Origin of the sequence: Citrobacter sp. Cpo069, from assembly GCF_030332785.1 — a bacterium.
In the GTDB taxonomy this organism is placed as follows: Bacteria; Pseudomonadota; Gammaproteobacteria; order Enterobacterales; family Enterobacteriaceae; genus Citrobacter; species Citrobacter portucalensis.
Genome location: NZ_JAOWHD010000046.1, coordinates 31,748 through 47,223, shown reverse-complemented (window position 1 = coordinate 47,223; position 15,476 = coordinate 31,748). Strand labels below are relative to the sequence as shown.

Here is a 15,476-nt window from a genome sequence, read left to right as displayed (position 1 = left end):
AGCGTCACGAAGATAATGTTCTGATTAAATTGGAGAAATCTTCTTTAATATCATGGCTTTCTTCACGCAACTGCTCAATCTTGCGGCAGGCATGAAGCACGGTAGTATGGTCACGCCCACCAAACGCGTCGCCAATTTCCGGCAGACTGTGGTTAGTGAGCTCTTTTGCCAGCGCCATCGCCATCTGGCGCGGGCGAGCTACCGAGCGAGATCGACGCTTAGAAAGCAGATCCGCAATTTTGATTTTGTAATACTCCGCCACCGTCTTCTGGATATTGTCGATGGTGACCAGCTTTTCCTGCAAAGCCAGCAGATCGCGCAGCGCTTCGCGCACGAAATCGATAGTAATCGCCCGGCCGGTAAAATTGGCGTTGGCGATCACGCGATTCAGTGCGCCTTCCAGCTCACGTACGTTAGAGCGTAGACGCTTAGCAATAAAGAACGCTACTTCACCCGGCAGACGAATGTCGTTTTCGTCGGCTTTTTTCATCAGGATCGCAACACGCGTTTCCAGTTCAGGCGGTTCGATCGCGACAGTCAGTCCCCAGCCAAAGCGGGATTTCAGACGATCTTCAACGCCGTTGATCTCCTTCGGATAGCGATCCGAGGTCAGAATGATCTGCTGATTGCCTTCCAGCAGGGCGTTAAAGGTGTGGAAAAACTCTTCCTGCGATCGCTCTTTATTCGCGAAGAATTGGATATCGTCAATCAGCAGCGCGTCAACGGAACGGTAGTAGCGTTTAAACTCTTCGATCGCGTTGTTTTGCAGGGCTTTGACCATGTCCTGCACAAAACGCTCGGAGTGCATATACACCACTTTGGCGTTTGGCTTACGCGCCATAATGCCGTTACCGACAGCGTGCAACAGGTGGGTTTTACCCAGACCCGTACCGCCATAAAGGAATAACGGATTGTAGGCGCCGCCAGGATTGTCCGCCACCTGACGTGCCGCCGCGCGCGCCAGTTGGTTAGATTTACCTTCAACGAAGTTATCAAACGTGTGTTTGACGTTGACGTTAGAACGATAGGTAGGTTCTGCCGGAGCCGGGACGTTATCCCAGCCTGGACGCGCCGCCGGAGCAGCACGTTGCGGTTGCACTTGCTGAGCCACGTGGGCGGGCGCAACAACATTGTTGACCGGCGTTTTCAGCGTTTGCGTGACGGGTTTAGTACCGACTTCAAAGCGCAGCTGTGGGGCATCCGCTCCACAGAAATTATTGAGTAATCCATTAATATTATTAAGGTATTTATCCCTTACCCAATCGAGCACGAAACGGTTTGGCGCATACAAAGCCAGCGTGTTATCGCTCAGTTCCGCCTGCAACGGGCGTATCCACATACTGAACTCTGTGGCTGGTAACTCATCCTGCAATCGGGCAAGACACTGCTGCCAAAGCGAAAGTGACACGGCGGACTCCACTCGAACAAAAGTCGATAAATGACAAAGGCTGAAACATTCATGATTGTTGACGCACATCGACAAGACCCTATGCAAAGGGTGACGTGCGAATTGCTATCTGCAATTTTTACCCGATCAGGATCCATTGAAACGATCAGGACCGCGGATCATAGCGTAAACTGAGAAAGAGATCTTCTGTTTCTCACAGATTCTTCCCGATTTATCCACAGGATGATCCAGAATCGGCTAAGTGTAAACGATCCTGGAGAAGTGCTGCAGGTTTTAGCGCGCATATTGAAAAAATTAATGAGTAAAGATGCTTTACTGCTTAAACGATCTAATAAAGATCCCGTGCGATCCTTGCGCTTTATCCACCAGCCCGTATAATTCTTACCCCCAGCGAGTAACGGTCGCCTTACGGCGTCAACGCTGCCTGTTTTTTACGCGAAACCATGCGGAAAAAAGCGGGAAATAAGGAAAGAGAATTGACTCCGGAGTGTACAATTATTACAATCCGGCCTCTTTAATCACCCACACTGTGGCGTAAGTCGTTCGAAATTCGTTCGGGTATACGCAAAAGTCAGTGAATTTATTCAAGTTTAGGTAGAAATCGCCATGAAACGCACTTTTCAACCGTCTGTACTGAAGCGCAACCGTTCTCACGGCTTCCGTGCTCGTATGGCTAATAAAAATGGTCGTCAGGTTCTGGCACGTCGTCGTGCTAAAGGCCGTTCTCGTCTGACCGTTTCTAAGTAATAAAAGCTAGCCCCTGAGTGGTTAAGCTCGCATTTCCCAGGGAGTTACGTTTGTTAACTCCCACTCATTTCACATTCGTCTTCCAGCAGCCACAACGGGCTGGCACGCCGCAAATCACCATCCTCGGCCGCCTGAATTCGCTGGGGCATCCCCGTATCGGTCTTACAGTCGCCAAGAAAAATGTTAAACGTGCGCATGAACGCAATCGGATTAAACGTCTGACTCGTGAAAGCTTCCGTTTACGTCAGCACGAGCTTCCAGCAATGGATTTCGTGGTGGTGGCGAAAAAAGGGGTTGCTGACCTCGATAACCGTGCTCTCTCGGAAGCGTTGGAAAAATTATGGCGTCGCCATTGTCGCCTGGCTCGCGGGTCCTGATAGCCCTCATTCGGGTCTATCAACGCCTGATCAGTCCGCTGCTTGGGCCGCATTGCCGTTTCACTCCAACCTGTTCGAGCTACGGAATTGAGGCATTGCGCAGGTTTGGAGTGATAAAAGGCAGTTGGTTGACGGTGAAACGCGTATTAAAATGCCACCCTTTACACCCTGGTGGTGACGATCCCGTCCCGCCCGGACCATTTGATACCAGAGAACACTAACGATGGATTCGCAACGCAATCTTTTAGTCATCGCTTTGCTGTTCGTGTCTTTCATGATCTGGCAAGCCTGGGAGCAGGATAAAAACCCGCAACCTCAGGCCCAACAGACCACGCAGACAACGACCACCGCAGCGGGTAGCGCCGCAGACCAGGGCGTACCGGCCAGTGGCCAGGGGAAACTGATTACGGTTAAAACTGACGTGCTTGATCTGACCATCAACACCCGTGGTGGTGATGTGGAACAGGCTTCACTGCCAGCTTACCCGAAAGAACTCGGTTCTACCGAACCGTTCCAGTTACTGGAAACCACGCCACAGTTCATCTACCAGGCACAGAGTGGCCTGACAGGTCGTGACGGCCCGGATAACCCGGCTAACGGCCCACGTCCGCTGTACAACGTCGATAAAGACGCGTTTGTACTGGCTGACGGTCAGAACGAACTGCAGATCCCGATGACCTATACTGACGCAGCGGGTAACACATTCACTAAAACGTTTGTACTCAAGCGTGGTGAATATGCTGTCAACGTTAACTACAGCGTGCAGAACGCCGGCGAAAAACCGCTGGAAGTCTCCACCTTTGGTCAGCTGAAGCAATCCATCAATCTGCCATCTCATCGCGACACCGGTAGCAGCAACTTTGCGCTGCACACCTTCCGTGGCGCGGCGTACTCCACGCCGGATGAGAAGTATGAGAAATACAAATTCGACACCATTGCTGAAAACGAAAACCTGAACGTCAATGCTAAAGACGGCTGGGTCGCAATGCTGCAACAGTATTTCGCAACGGCATGGGTTCCGCGTAACGACGGCACCAACAACTTCTATACCGCTAACCTGGGTAACGGCATTGCCGCTATCGGCTATAAATCACAGCCGGTACTGGTACAGCCAGGCCAGACTGGCGCGATGACCAGCACCCTGTGGGTCGGCCCGGAAATTCAGGATAAAATGGCGGCCGTTGCACCGCACCTGGATCTGACCGTGGATTACGGCTGGTTGTGGTTCATTTCTCAGCCGCTGTTTAAACTGCTGAAGTGGATCCATAGCTTCCTGGGTAACTGGGGCTTCTCCATCATCGTTATCACCTTTATCGTTCGTGGCATCATGTACCCGCTGACCAAAGCGCAGTACACCTCCATGGCGAAGATGCGTATGCTGCAGCCGAAGATTCAGGCTATGCGTGAGCGTCTGGGCGATGACAAACAGCGTCAGAGCCAGGAAATGATGGCCCTGTACAAAGCTGAGAAGGTAAACCCGCTGGGCGGCTGCTTCCCGCTGATCATCCAGATGCCAATCTTCCTGGCGTTGTACTACATGCTGATGGGCTCCATTGAACTGCGTCATGCGCCGTTCGCCCTGTGGATCCATGACCTGTCTGCACAGGACCCGTACTACATCCTGCCGATTCTGATGGGCGTGACGATGTTCTTCATTCAGAAGATGTCTCCGACCACTGTAACCGACCCGATGCAGCAGAAGATCATGACCTTCATGCCGGTCATCTTCACCGTGTTCTTCCTGTGGTTCCCGTCAGGTCTGGTGCTGTACTATATCGTCAGCAACCTGGTAACCATTATTCAGCAGCAGCTGATTTACCGTGGTCTGGAGAAACGTGGCCTGCATAGCCGCGAGAAGAAAAACTCCTGATTCGGTGTAGGCCGGATTAGGCGAAGCCGCCATCCGGCAAACGGAACATAAAGTAAAGGGCGGTCATTAGACCGCCTTTTTTATTGCATTAAGAAGAGACAAACCATGAGCCATAACGACACCATCGTCGCTCAGGCCACCCCACCGGGACGTGGTGGCGTGGGTATCCTGCGTATCTCCGGCCTGAAGGCGCGTGAGGTCGCAGAAACCGTACTGGGGAAACTGCCCAAACCGCGTTATGCCGATTATCTGCCGTTTAAAGACGCGGATGGCAGCGCGCTGGATCAGGGGATTGCCTTGTGGTTCCCCGGCCCAAACTCCTTTACCGGCGAAGACGTTTTAGAGCTTCAGGGCCACGGCGGTCCAGTGATTCTTGACCTGCTGCTCAAACGTATTCTGACCATTCCCGGGCTGCGCATTGCCAGACCGGGTGAATTCTCCGAGCGAGCGTTTCTCAATGATAAGCTCGATTTAGCCCAGGCCGAGGCGATTGCCGACCTGATCGATGCCAGCTCAGAGCAAGCCGCTCGCTCGGCGCTGAACTCGTTGCAGGGCGCATTTTCCGCACGGGTAAATCATCTTGTGGAAGCGCTCACTCACCTGCGCATCTATGTTGAAGCAGCGATCGACTTCCCGGATGAAGAAATCGACTTCCTGTCTGACGGCAAGATTGAAGCGCAACTCAACAGCGTTATCAGCGATCTTGATGCCGTGCGTGCGGAAGCGCGTCAGGGCAGCCTGCTGCGCGAAGGGATGAAGGTGGTGATTGCCGGTCGGCCAAACGCCGGGAAATCAAGCCTGCTGAACGCGCTGGCTGGCCGTGAGGCGGCCATTGTCACCGATATCGCCGGGACTACTCGCGACGTGCTGCGTGAGCATATTCACATCGACGGCATGCCGCTACACATCATCGACACCGCCGGTTTGCGCGATGCCAGCGACGAAGTTGAACGCATCGGTATCGAACGTGCCTGGCAGGAAATTGAACAGGCCGACCGTGTACTGTTTATGGTTGATGGCACCACCACCGACGCCGTGGACCCGGCAGATATCTGGCCAGACTTTATTGCCCGTCTGCCAGCCAAACTGCCGATCACCGTGGTGCGTAACAAAGCGGATATTACCGGTGAGACGCTGGGCCTTAGCGAAGTAAATAGCCACTCACTGGTTCGCCTCTCCGCGCGTACCGGTGAAGGCGTTGACGTACTGCGTAATCATCTCAAACAGAGCATGGGCTTTGAAACCAATATGGAAGGCGGCTTCCTGGCGCGTCGTCGTCACCTGCAGGCGCTGGCAGAAGCTGCAGAGCATCTCGAGCAGGGTAAAGCCCAACTGCTCGGAGCATGGGCCGGAGAATTGCTGGCTGAGGAGCTACGCCTGGCGCAGCAGAACCTCAGTGAGATCACCGGAGAATTTACTTCCGACGATCTGCTGGGACGGATTTTCTCCAGCTTCTGTATTGGTAAGTAGCGTTGTGTTGCCCGGTAGCTAGATTCTAACCGGGCCTACAGGCCCCGTAGGCCGGATAAGGCATTTACGCCGCCATCCGGCAACAACTATTTCCCATGTGGAAATCACTGTTGTCCAAATGGCAACTCGTGCAGTTGACTCTCTGACCGTATGCTTAGCGCCACATTTCTTATGAGGTCGCTATGACACGCTTTCTAATCTGCAGTTTCGCCCTGGTTCTTCTTTATCCTGCCGGTATTGATATGTATCTGGTGGGGCTGCCCCGTATTGCTGCCGATTTACAGGCCAGCGAGGCGCAACTGCATATCGCGTTTTCGGTTTATCTGGCAGGAATGGCGACGGCGATGCTGTTCGCCGGTAAAATTGCCGACCAGTCAGGTCGCAAACCGGTCGCCATAGTCGGCGCACTCATCTTTATTTTCGCCTCTGCGCTATGTTCTTTCGCCGAAAGCGGTACGCCATTCCTCATAGGTCGTTTTATTCAGGGCGTAGGTGCGGGCTGTTGCTACGTGGTGGCTTTCGCTATCCTGCGCGATACGCTCGACGATCGCCGCCGGGCGAAGGTACTGTCGTTGTTGAACGGTATTACCTGTATCGTGCCGGTGCTGGCTCCAGTGATGGGGCATCTGATCATGCTCAAATACCCGTGGCAGAGCCTGTTCTACACGATGATGGGAATGGGGGTGGCTGTTTGCCTGCTGTCGGTGTTTGTCCTGCGAGAATCGCGCCCAGCAACGCTTATGGCGACGACGGAAAAGCACCACACGACCGAATCACTGATAAACCGCTTTTTCTTAAGCCGTCTGGCCATTACCACCCTCAGCGTGTCGGTGATCCTGACCTTCGTGAATACGTCTCCGGTGCTGCTGATGGAAGTGATGGGCTTCGACCGTGGTGAGTATGCCACCACGATGGCCATGACCGCAGGCATCAGTATGGCGGTCTCTTTCTCTACGCCATTTGCTCTGAGCGTATTTAAGCCTCGCGTTCTGATGCTGACCTCACAGGTGCTGTTTCTGTGTGCCGGCGTGGTGTTAACCCTTGCCACTTCACACGCAGTAACGCTTTTCGGGCTGACGTTAATCTGCGCTGGATTCTCGGTCGGCTTCGGTGTTGCGATGAGCCAGGCGCTTGGGCCGTTCTCGCTGCGCGCGGGCGTCGCCAGCTCAGCATTAGGTATTGCGCAGGTTTGCGGTTCCTCGCTGTGGATTTGGCTGGCGGCGGTTCTTGGCCTTGATGCGCTGAATATGCTGATCGGGATTCTGATTGGCTGTAGCATAGTGAGTATCATGCTGATTATCACTGTTGCACCTAACCGGTCCGCGCCAACTCATGAAGAAATCCCTCAGCAGTCTCGATCTTAATTTATTGCTCTGCCTGCAGCTGTTGATGCAGGAACGCAGCGTCACTAAAACCGCCAAACGGATGAACGTCACGCCGTCGGCGGTCAGTAAGTCGCTGTCGAAGCTGCGGACCTGGTTTGATGATCCCTTGTTTGTGAACACCCCGCTGGGGCTATCGCCGACGCCGCTGATGGTCAGCATGGAGCAGAGCCTTGCTGAATGGATGCAGATGGGCAATCAGTTGCTCGATAAGCCGCACCATGAGTCTCCACGCGGGCTGAAGTTTGATCTGGCGGCCGAAACGCCGTTAGTGATGATCATGTTCAATGCGCTCTCCCTGCAGATTTATCAGCGCTATCCCCAGGCAACAATCAAAATACGCAACTGGGACTATGACTCGCTGGATGCCATTATTCGCGGTGAAGTGGATATTGGCTTTACCGGGCGCGAAAGCCATCCGCGTTCGCGCGAACTGCTGAGTTTGTTGCCATTGTCGATCGACCATGAAGTGCTGTTTTCCGATCTGCCCTGCGTCTGGCTACGTGAAGATCATCCCGCACTGCAGGAAGAGTGGAATCTGGACACCTTTCTGCGCTATCCGCACATCAGCATTAGCTGGGAACAAAGCGATACATGGGCGCTGGATGAAGTCCTGCAAGAAATGGGACGCGCACGCAATATCGCGTTATGTCTGCCCGGTTTTGAGCAATCGCTGTTTATGGCCGCGCAGCCGGATCACGCGCTGATAGCCACCGCACCGGTCTATTGCCAGCGTTATAACCAACTCCACCAGCTTCCACTCGTTGCACGGCCGATGCCATTTGATACGGCGCAACTGGAAAAAATGCGCGTACCGTTCACTCTTCTTTGGCATAAACGCAACAGCCACAATCCTAAGATCGTCTGGCTAAAAGACACGATCAAGGCGCTTTATCGCGATATCTCCTGACGATCCTTCATTTTGGTGTTGCTAAATCGACCATTCTGGCAACAGAAATGTAAATATCGCGTAATGTCTCCCATTTTCGCTTAGTTTTTGGGCAGCAAAGCCTGCCCGGAAGCCGTGTAAATGTTACTCTGGTAATAATCACGGACCATTAATCACGGAGCGACAAATGGCGACACATTTTGCCAGAGGGATTCTTACGGAGGGACACCTGGTTTCAGCTCGCCTCCCTTCTCCATGTCATATCGAAGCAAGAGATCTACCCGCTCATCGCCGGACACGTTTCCTGGCTTCCCGAAGTCTTCTCGCTGAACTGATGTTTATGCTTTACGGCACCAGCACGCTGCCCGAAATTGTTACTCAGGCCAAAGGTAAGCCCGTTTTTCGCGATAAGAACCTGCCGGGTTTTTCGATTTCCTATGCCGGGAATATCGTCGGCGTTGTGCTAACAACTGAAGGAACGTGCGGCCTGGATATGGAACTTCAGCGGGCCACCCGCGGGTTTCACAATCCAAATTCAGCGGAAACGTGGCGCTTCTCCAGTAACGAAAACCTGTGGATCAATAACCAAAACGACCCCAACGAAGCACGCGCGCAGCTCATTACATTGCGCCAGAGCGTACTCAAACTCACTGGCGATGTGTGCAATGACGATCCGCGCGAGCTCCAGCTTTTACCCGGCGCAGGGCGCCTGAAATGTGCCCATGTGGCGCAGGTTGAAGCCATTTGCGATGCGGAAGATGTACTGGTGTGGTCAGTTGCGGTTACGCCAACCATTGAAAAACTCAAAGTTTGGGAGTTTGATGGTAAACAGGACTGGAAAATTTTGCCTGATATCCAGACTCGCGCCAATGAGCCAACGGGTCGTCTGATCCGGTTCTCTCAATTATGTGCAGCGAAGAGCCATACGCTTTGATTTAACCTTCATGATGAAACAGGAGCCACCATGTCTGAAACATTGAATGTTGTTACGTTACTGGGAAGTCTGCGCAAAGGTTCGTTTAATGGAATGGTTGCCCGTACGCTGCCCAAGATTGCTCCAGCGGGAATGGAAGTGAACGCGCTGCCGTCGATTGGTGATATCCCTCTGTACGATGCCGACCTCCAACAGGAAGAAGGTTTTCCGGCCAGCGTAGAAGCACTGGCTGAGCAAATCAGAAAGGCTGACGGTGTCGTCATCGTCACACCTGAATATAACTATTCTGTTCCGGGCGGACTGAAGAACGCCATCGACTGGCTGTCCCGCCTGCCCGATCAGCCATTATCGGGTAAGCCGGTGCTGATCCAGACCAGTTCTATGGGCGCTATTGGCGGCGCGCGCTGCCAGTATCATCTACGTCAGATCCTGGTATTCCTCGACGCCATGGTAATGAACAAGCCGGAATTTATGGGCGGCGTCATTCAGAACAAAGTAGACCCGCAGACAGGTGAAGTGATCGACCAAAGCACGCTGGACCATCTGACCGGTCAATTGACCGCATTTGGCGACTACATTCAGCGCGTGAAAGCGTAAAAGAAAAAGCCCGGCGATATGCCGGGCTTGTTGATATATGGGCAAATAAACAACGATTAGTGCGCGTCGATAAACACAATCTTCAGCACAAACAGCAGCGCGACAATGATGACGCACGGGCTGAGATCGCGGAAACGTCCGGTACCAATCTTCATCACGCAGTAAGAAATAAAGCCCAGCGCAATACCTTCGGTAATTGAGAAGCTAAAGGGCATCATCACGGCAGTAATAAACGCCGGAACCGCTTCTGTAAGGTCATCCCACTTCACGCGCGACAGGCTTGATGTCATCAGGACGCCAACGTAAATCAGCGCACCTGCTGCTGCATAACCCGGTACCATCCCCGCCAGCGGCGACAGGAAGATAACCAACAGGAACAGCAGACCAACGACCACGGCGGTCAGACCGGTACGTCCACCGACCGAAACCCCGGAAGAAGATTCGATATACGCAGTAACGGAAGAAGTCCCGATAAACGCCCCGGTAACCGACGACACGCTATCCACATACAGCGCTTGCTTCATGCGCGGGAACTTGCCCTTCGCATCCGCCAGACCGGCTTTATCCGTAACGCCAATCAGCGTACCGGAGGAGTCGAACAGGTTAACCAGCATGAACGAGAAAATCACACCCGCCAGGCCAATGTTAAACGAACCGGCCAGGTCGACATGTCCGATAACGGACATCACGCTCGGTGGCGCAGAAACGATACCGTTGTAATGAACATCGCCCAGCATCCAGCCCAGCAGCGTGGTTACGATGATAGAAATCAGCACCGCCGCGTGAATGTTACGGGACGCCAGAATCGCGATGATAAAGAAGCCCAGGATACCGAGCAGTACGCTGTGGGACGTCAGGTTACCGATAGACACCAGCGTGTCTTTGTTGGCGACGATAACACCGGCGTTTTTCAGCCCCATCATGCCGATGAACAGACCAATACCGCTGGTGATCCCCACACGCAGGCTAACCGGGATATTGGCAATCATCCAGTAACGAACGCGGAAAATCGTCAGCAGCAGCAGACCAACAGCGCCCCAGAAGATAGCGCCCATTCCAATCTGCCATGACAGCCCCATCGCGCCAACGACCACGAAAGCGAAGAATGCGTTCAGGCCCATAGCAGGCGCAAGTGCGACCGGCAGGTTGGCAAACAGGCCCATCAGGATGCTACCAAATGCAGCAATAAGGCAGGTGGTAACAAAGACAGCGCTGGTATCCATGCCAGCCACGCCAAGAATTTGCGGGTTAACAAAAACGATATACACCATCGTCAGGAAGGTCGTTAAACCGGCGATCACTTCGGTCCGTGCCGTCGTGCCATGTTCGCGCAGTTTGAACACGCGTTCCAGCATCCCCTGGCCAGAAGCCTGGGTTGTGTGTTGTTGACTCATTATCAATTTCCGAACAAGGAGGGAAAATTCGTCGCTATCCTATACCAAAATGCGACAATAGGGTTGGGTTATGAGCAACTTTTTTCATTGATTTTGCTTATACGGCAACGATTGCGTCGCCCAATAATGCATTACGAAAACGTTAAACTTGTTAAAACGGAAATGACATGTCCCAGATAGAAGCCGTATTTTTTGACTGTGACGGTACCCTTGTCGACAGTGAAGTGATTTGTTCTCGCGCGTATGTCAGCATGTTCCAGGCGTTTGGCATTACGCTCGATCTTGAAGAAATTTTCAAACGCTTCAAGGGGGTAAAGCTGTACGAGATCATCGACATTATCAACGAGGAGCACGGTGTCGAACTGGCAAAAGCCGATTTAGAACCGGTTTATCGCGCTGAGGTCGCACGTCTGTTCGATACGGAACTGGAGGTGATTGCCGGTGCCAATGCGCTACTGGACAGCATGGCCGTACCAATGTGTGTGGTCTCTAACGGTCCGGTCAGTAAAATGCAGCATTCGCTGGGTAAGCTGGGCATGTTGCACCATTTTCCTGATTTACTGTTCAGCGGCTACGATATTCAGCGTTGGAAGCCCGATCCGGCCCTGATGTTCCATGCGGCGAAAGCGATGGACGTTAACGTTGAGAACTGCATTCTGGTTGATGATTCCAGCGCAGGTGCGCAGGCGGGGATTGCCGCCGGGATGGAAGTGTTCTACTTCTGCGCCGATCCGCATAACAAACCGATCGATCATCCAAAAGTGACGACGTTTACCGATCTGGCACAGTTGCCGGAATTGTGGAAAGCGCGGGGTTGGAATATCGTCGAATAAACAGTAGGCCCGATAAGCAAAGCGCCATCAGGCGAATGGCAGAATGCCGGATGCGGCGTAACACCTTATCCGGCCTACAATAGCGACGCCGGGGGATCCCGGCGAACGCAACAAACTGCTTATTCCTTCGGATCTTTGCCCGCCAGCAGCTTATCCAGCTCATCCCCGCCCACGTGACGGAAGTCTTGTCCCTTCACGAAGTAGAAGATGTATTCGCAGATATTCTGGCAGCGGTCACCGATACGTTCGATGGAACGTGCGCAGAACAGCGCGGTCAGCACGCTTGGAATGGTACGTGGGTCTTCCATCATATAAGTCATCAGCTGACGCACGATGCCTTCATATTCCTGGTCAACTTTCTTATCTTCGCGATAAATACGCACTGCTTCGTCAAGATCCATACGTGCAAACGCATCCAGCACGTCATGCAGCATTTGTACGGTGTGGCGGCCCAGTGATTCCAGGCTTACCAGCAGCGGCTGGTGCTGTTGCGAGAACTTCTCCAGCGCGGTACGGCAAATTTTGTCCGCCACGTCGCCAATACGTTCCAGCTCAGCGATGGTTTTGATAATCGCCATCACCAGACGCAGGTCGCTCGCTGTCGGTTGACGCTTGGCGATGATACGCACGCAGGCTTCGTCGATCGCCACTTCCATCATGTTGACGTTCTTATCGCCTTCAATGACGCGTTTTGCCAGCTCGCTGTCCTGGTTGTGCATCGCCGTGATTGCATCAGAAAGCTGCTGCTCGACCATGCCGCCCATGGTCATCACCTGGGTACGGATGCTTTCCAGCTCTGCATTGAACTGGCCGGAAATATGTTTATTAAGGTTAAGGTTATCCACAACAAGCTCCTGAATCAGCCGTAACGACCGGTGATGTAATCTTCAGTTTGTTTCTTCGCGGGCTTGGTGAACAGATCGTCCGTGTTGCTGAACTCAATCAACTCGCCCAGGTACATAAATGCCGTGTGATCGGAACAACGCGCAGCCTGCTGCATGTTGTGGGTAACGATAACGACGGTGTAATCCTCTTTCAGCTCAGTGATCAGCTCTTCGATACGCCCGGTAGAAATAGGGTCGAGCGCTGAACATGGCTCATCAAGCAGAAGCACTTCCGGGCGAATGGCGATACCACGCGCAATACACAGACGCTGCTGCTGACCACCCGAGAGAGAGTACCCGCTCTGGTGTAATTTATCTTTGGTTTCGTTCCACAATGCGGCCTTGGTCAATGCCCACTGCACACGCTCGTCCATATCCGCACGCGAGAGTTTCTCAAACAGACGTACGCCAAAAGCAATGTTGTCGTAGATGGACATCGGGAACGGCGTCGGCTTCTGGAATACCATGCCCACTTTGGCACGCAGCAGAGCGATATCCTGGGTATTGGTGAGAATATTGTCGCCATCCAGCAGGATTTCACCTTCCGCACGCTGCTCCGGGTACAGTTCAAACATTTTGTTGAACGTACGCAGCAGCGTCGATTTACCACAGCCTGACGGCCCGATAAACGCCGTTACCTGGTTTTTAGCTATATCCAGGTTGATGTTCTTCAGGGCATGGAATTTGCCATAGTAGAAGTTCAAATCACGAACCTGAATCTTACCCGGGGCAGTATCAACCATACTCATTTCAATCTCTTCCTCATCCGGCGCCGCATCAGCCACGCCGTAAAAATTAACCGTGTTTCTTCTTCGCGAAAATGACGCGCGCCAGAATGTTCAGCAGCAGTACGCACAAGGTAATAATCAGTACCCCGGCCCAGGCCAGTTGCTGCCACTCAGCAAACGGGCTCATAGCAAACTTAAAGATAGTGACCGGCAGGTTGGCGATAGGCTGCATCATGTCGGTGCTCCAGAACTGATTGGAGAGCGACGTAAACAGCAGCGGAGCCGTTTCACCTGCGATACGAGCAATCGCTAACAGAACGCCTGTAATGATCCCCGAGACAGACGCCTTCAGGGTGATTGCAGAAATCATCTTCCATTTCGGCGTACCCAGTGCATAGGCAGCTTCACGCAGACTATCCGGCACCAGCTTGAGCATGTTCTCCGTGGTACGAATAACAATGGGCACCTGCAGCAGCGCCAGCGCGATAACGCCCGCCCAGCCAGAGAAGTGTTCCATTTTTGCTACCACAATGGTGTAAACGAACAGACCGACTACGATTGATGGCGCAGACAGCAGAATGTCATTGATAAAGCGGATAACCTCAGCCAGCCAGGACTTACGTCCGTACTCTGCCAGGTAGATACCCGCCATAATGCCAAGCGGTGTACCAAACACGGTCGCCCACAGAATTAACAGTCCGCTACCGGCCAGGGCGTTCGCCAGACCACCACCCGCTGTATTCGGCGGAGGCGTCATTTCGGTGAACAGCGCCAGCGACATACCGTCAATACCACGGGTGATCGTGGACATCAGGATCCAAATGAGCCAGAACAGACCGAACGCCATGGTCGCCATAGAGAGCGTCAGCGCGATGCGGTTCTTCAGACGGCGACGTGCCTGCATTTTACGGCGGGACTCCGCCAGCGCAGTGGTGTTTTGCATTTCAAGCGTAGCCATTAGCGTGCCCCCTCGTTCTTCGCAAGGCGCATGATCATGAACTTAGACGCCGCCAGTACGATGAAGGTGATCACAAACAGAATCAGACCCAGTTCCATCAACGCAGCAACGTGCAGGCCAGATTCCGCTTCGGCAAATTCATTCGCCAGCGCAGAGGTAATACTGTTGCCCGGCATGTACAGCGAGGCACTATCGAGCTGGTAGGTGTTACCAATGATAAAGGTGACCGCCATGGTTTCACCCAGCGCGCGGCCCAGACCCAGCATCACACCGCCGATCACACCATTTTTGGTGAACGGCAGGACGATACGCCAGATAACTTCCCAGGTGGTACAGCCGATACCGTAGGCTGACTCTTTCATAAGCACCGGCGTTTGTTCGAACACATCACGCATAACCGCAGCAATGTACGGAATGATCATGATAGCGAGGATCACACCAGCCGCCAGAATACCGATACCAAACGCCGGGCCAGCGAACAGTGCACCAACAAACGGAATGTTGGAAAGGATGTTTCCGACCGGCTCCTGGAAGTACGTCGCAAACAGCGGGGCAAAGATAAACAGGCCCCACATGCCGTATACGATACTCGGAATTGCTGCCAGCAGTTCAATAGCGATACCCAGCGGACGACGCAGCCAACCGGGTGCAAGTTCAGTCAGGAACAGCGCAATGCCGAAACTCACCGGAACGGCAATCAGCAATGCAATAAACGAGGTGACCAGCGTACCGTAAATCGGTACCAGCGCGCCGTAGATATCGTTCGGCGCATCCCAGTCTTTGGTCCACAAAAAGGAGAAACCAAATTTCTGTATGCTTGGCCAGGAGGAGATAACCAGAGAGACAATAATGCCACCCAACATCAATAGCACAATCAGCGCAGCCAGTTTTACCAGCGCGCTGAATATCATGTCACCCTTTTTACCCGGTGGGTTAAAAGCAGGCTTGGTTGCAGCCATAAATCACTCTTTAAGTTAAACGCGTTTACGAAATTGCCCTGCCGGA

General features: G+C 53.2%; 17 protein-coding genes. 11 read left to right on the top strand and 6 right to left on the bottom strand.

All coding sequences use genetic code 11. The annotated features are described in order from the left end of the window. Positions 1-4: 4 nt before the first annotated feature. Complete coding sequence (gene dnaA, locus OGY08_RS09830) at positions 5-1,408, bottom strand: chromosomal replication initiator protein DnaA (protein WP_003827078.1); 1,404 nt, start codon at positions 1,406-1,408, stop codon at positions 5-7. 222 nt (positions 1,409-1,630) lie between these two features. On the opposite strand from dnaA, the gene OGY08_RS25290 reads away from it, so the two are divergent. From OGY08_RS25290 to OGY08_RS09785, 10 genes are all read left to right on the top strand, one after another. Further along, positions 1,631-1,786 (top strand): hypothetical protein, encoded by a 156-nt coding sequence (locus tag OGY08_RS25290; protein ID WP_418657320.1) that lies wholly within the window; start codon positions 1,631-1,633, stop codon positions 1,784-1,786. Between the two features lie 228 nt (positions 1,787-2,014). Continuing rightward, on the top strand, positions 2,015-2,155 hold the full coding sequence (rpmH, locus tag OGY08_RS09825; RefSeq protein WP_003023858.1) for a 50S ribosomal protein L34: 141 nt from the start codon (positions 2,015-2,017) through the stop codon (positions 2,153-2,155). A 17-nt stretch (positions 2,156-2,172) separates the two neighbouring features. Then, positions 2,173-2,532 (top strand): ribonuclease P protein component, encoded by a 360-nt coding sequence (rnpA, locus tag OGY08_RS09820; protein WP_003844432.1) that lies wholly within the window; start codon positions 2,173-2,175, stop codon positions 2,530-2,532. Continuing rightward, a complete protein-coding gene (yidD, locus tag OGY08_RS09815; RefSeq protein ID WP_003023846.1) occupies positions 2,496-2,753 on the top strand; it encodes a membrane protein insertion efficiency factor YidD in 258 nt (85 codons plus the stop codon). Before rnpA ends, yidD begins: the two co-directional genes overlap by 37 nt. A gap of 2 nt (positions 2,754-2,755) precedes the next feature. Further along, positions 2,756-4,402, top strand: coding sequence for a membrane protein insertase YidC (yidC, locus tag OGY08_RS09810; protein ID WP_125363078.1), 1,647 nt, complete (start codon positions 2,756-2,758; stop codon positions 4,400-4,402). A 105-nt stretch (positions 4,403-4,507) separates the two neighbouring features. Continuing rightward, positions 4,508-5,872 carry a tRNA uridine-5-carboxymethylaminomethyl(34) synthesis GTPase MnmE gene (gene mnmE, locus OGY08_RS09805; RefSeq protein ID WP_008786545.1) on the top strand — a complete coding sequence of 455 codons (1,365 nt, stop codon included), beginning with the start codon at positions 4,508-4,510 and terminating at the stop codon, positions 5,870-5,872. Between the two features lie 182 nt (positions 5,873-6,054). After that, positions 6,055-7,236: an MFS transporter gene (locus OGY08_RS09800; RefSeq protein ID WP_125363079.1), complete on the top strand. Its 1,182-nt coding sequence runs from the start codon at positions 6,055-6,057 to the stop codon at positions 7,234-7,236. Beyond that, positions 7,205-8,164 (top strand): HTH-type transcriptional regulator YidZ, encoded by a 960-nt coding sequence (yidZ, locus tag OGY08_RS09795; protein WP_125363080.1) that lies wholly within the window; start codon positions 7,205-7,207, stop codon positions 8,162-8,164. Before OGY08_RS09800 ends, yidZ begins: the two co-directional genes overlap by 32 nt. Positions 8,165-8,330: 166 nt before the next feature. After that, on the top strand, positions 8,331-9,077 hold the full coding sequence (locus OGY08_RS09790) for a 4'-phosphopantetheinyl transferase family protein (RefSeq protein ID WP_048227371.1): 747 nt from the start codon (positions 8,331-8,333) through the stop codon (positions 9,075-9,077). 30 nt (positions 9,078-9,107) lie between these two features. Beyond that, positions 9,108-9,674 (top strand): NADPH-dependent FMN reductase, encoded by a 567-nt coding sequence (locus OGY08_RS09785; RefSeq protein WP_003827046.1) that lies wholly within the window; start codon positions 9,108-9,110, stop codon positions 9,672-9,674. Positions 9,675-9,730: 56 nt separating this feature from the next. Here OGY08_RS09785 and adeP read toward each other — a convergent pair whose 3' ends face one another. After that, a complete protein-coding gene (gene adeP / locus OGY08_RS09780) occupies positions 9,731-11,068 on the bottom strand; it encodes an adenine permease AdeP (protein ID WP_003827042.1) in 1,338 nt (445 codons plus the stop codon). Positions 11,069-11,235: 167 nt separating this feature from the next. Between adeP and yieH the strand changes: the two genes are divergently transcribed. Further along, positions 11,236-11,901, top strand: coding sequence for a 6-phosphogluconate phosphatase (gene yieH / locus OGY08_RS09775; protein WP_003827040.1), 666 nt, complete (start codon positions 11,236-11,238; stop codon positions 11,899-11,901). A gap of 119 nt (positions 11,902-12,020) precedes the next feature. Here yieH and phoU read toward each other — a convergent pair whose 3' ends face one another. Genes phoU through pstC form a run of 4 tightly spaced genes read right to left on the bottom strand, consistent with a single transcriptional unit; the run spans position 12,021 to position 15,430 of the window. Further along, positions 12,021-12,746, bottom strand: a complete 726-nt coding sequence (gene phoU / locus OGY08_RS09770; protein WP_003023824.1) for a phosphate signaling complex protein PhoU — start codon at positions 12,744-12,746, stop codon at positions 12,021-12,023. Between the two features lie 14 nt (positions 12,747-12,760). Then, complete coding sequence (pstB, locus tag OGY08_RS09765; protein ID WP_003023821.1) at positions 12,761-13,534, bottom strand: phosphate ABC transporter ATP-binding protein PstB; 774 nt, start codon at positions 13,532-13,534, stop codon at positions 12,761-12,763. A gap of 46 nt (positions 13,535-13,580) precedes the next feature. Beyond that, positions 13,581-14,471 (bottom strand): phosphate ABC transporter permease PstA, encoded by an 891-nt coding sequence (gene pstA, locus OGY08_RS09760; RefSeq protein ID WP_003827037.1) that lies wholly within the window; start codon positions 14,469-14,471, stop codon positions 13,581-13,583. Continuing rightward, on the bottom strand, positions 14,471-15,430 hold the full coding sequence (pstC, locus tag OGY08_RS09755) for a phosphate ABC transporter permease PstC (protein WP_008786549.1): 960 nt from the start codon (positions 15,428-15,430) through the stop codon (positions 14,471-14,473). Before pstC ends, pstA begins: the two co-directional genes overlap by 1 nt. Positions 15,431-15,476 lie beyond the last annotated feature (46 nt).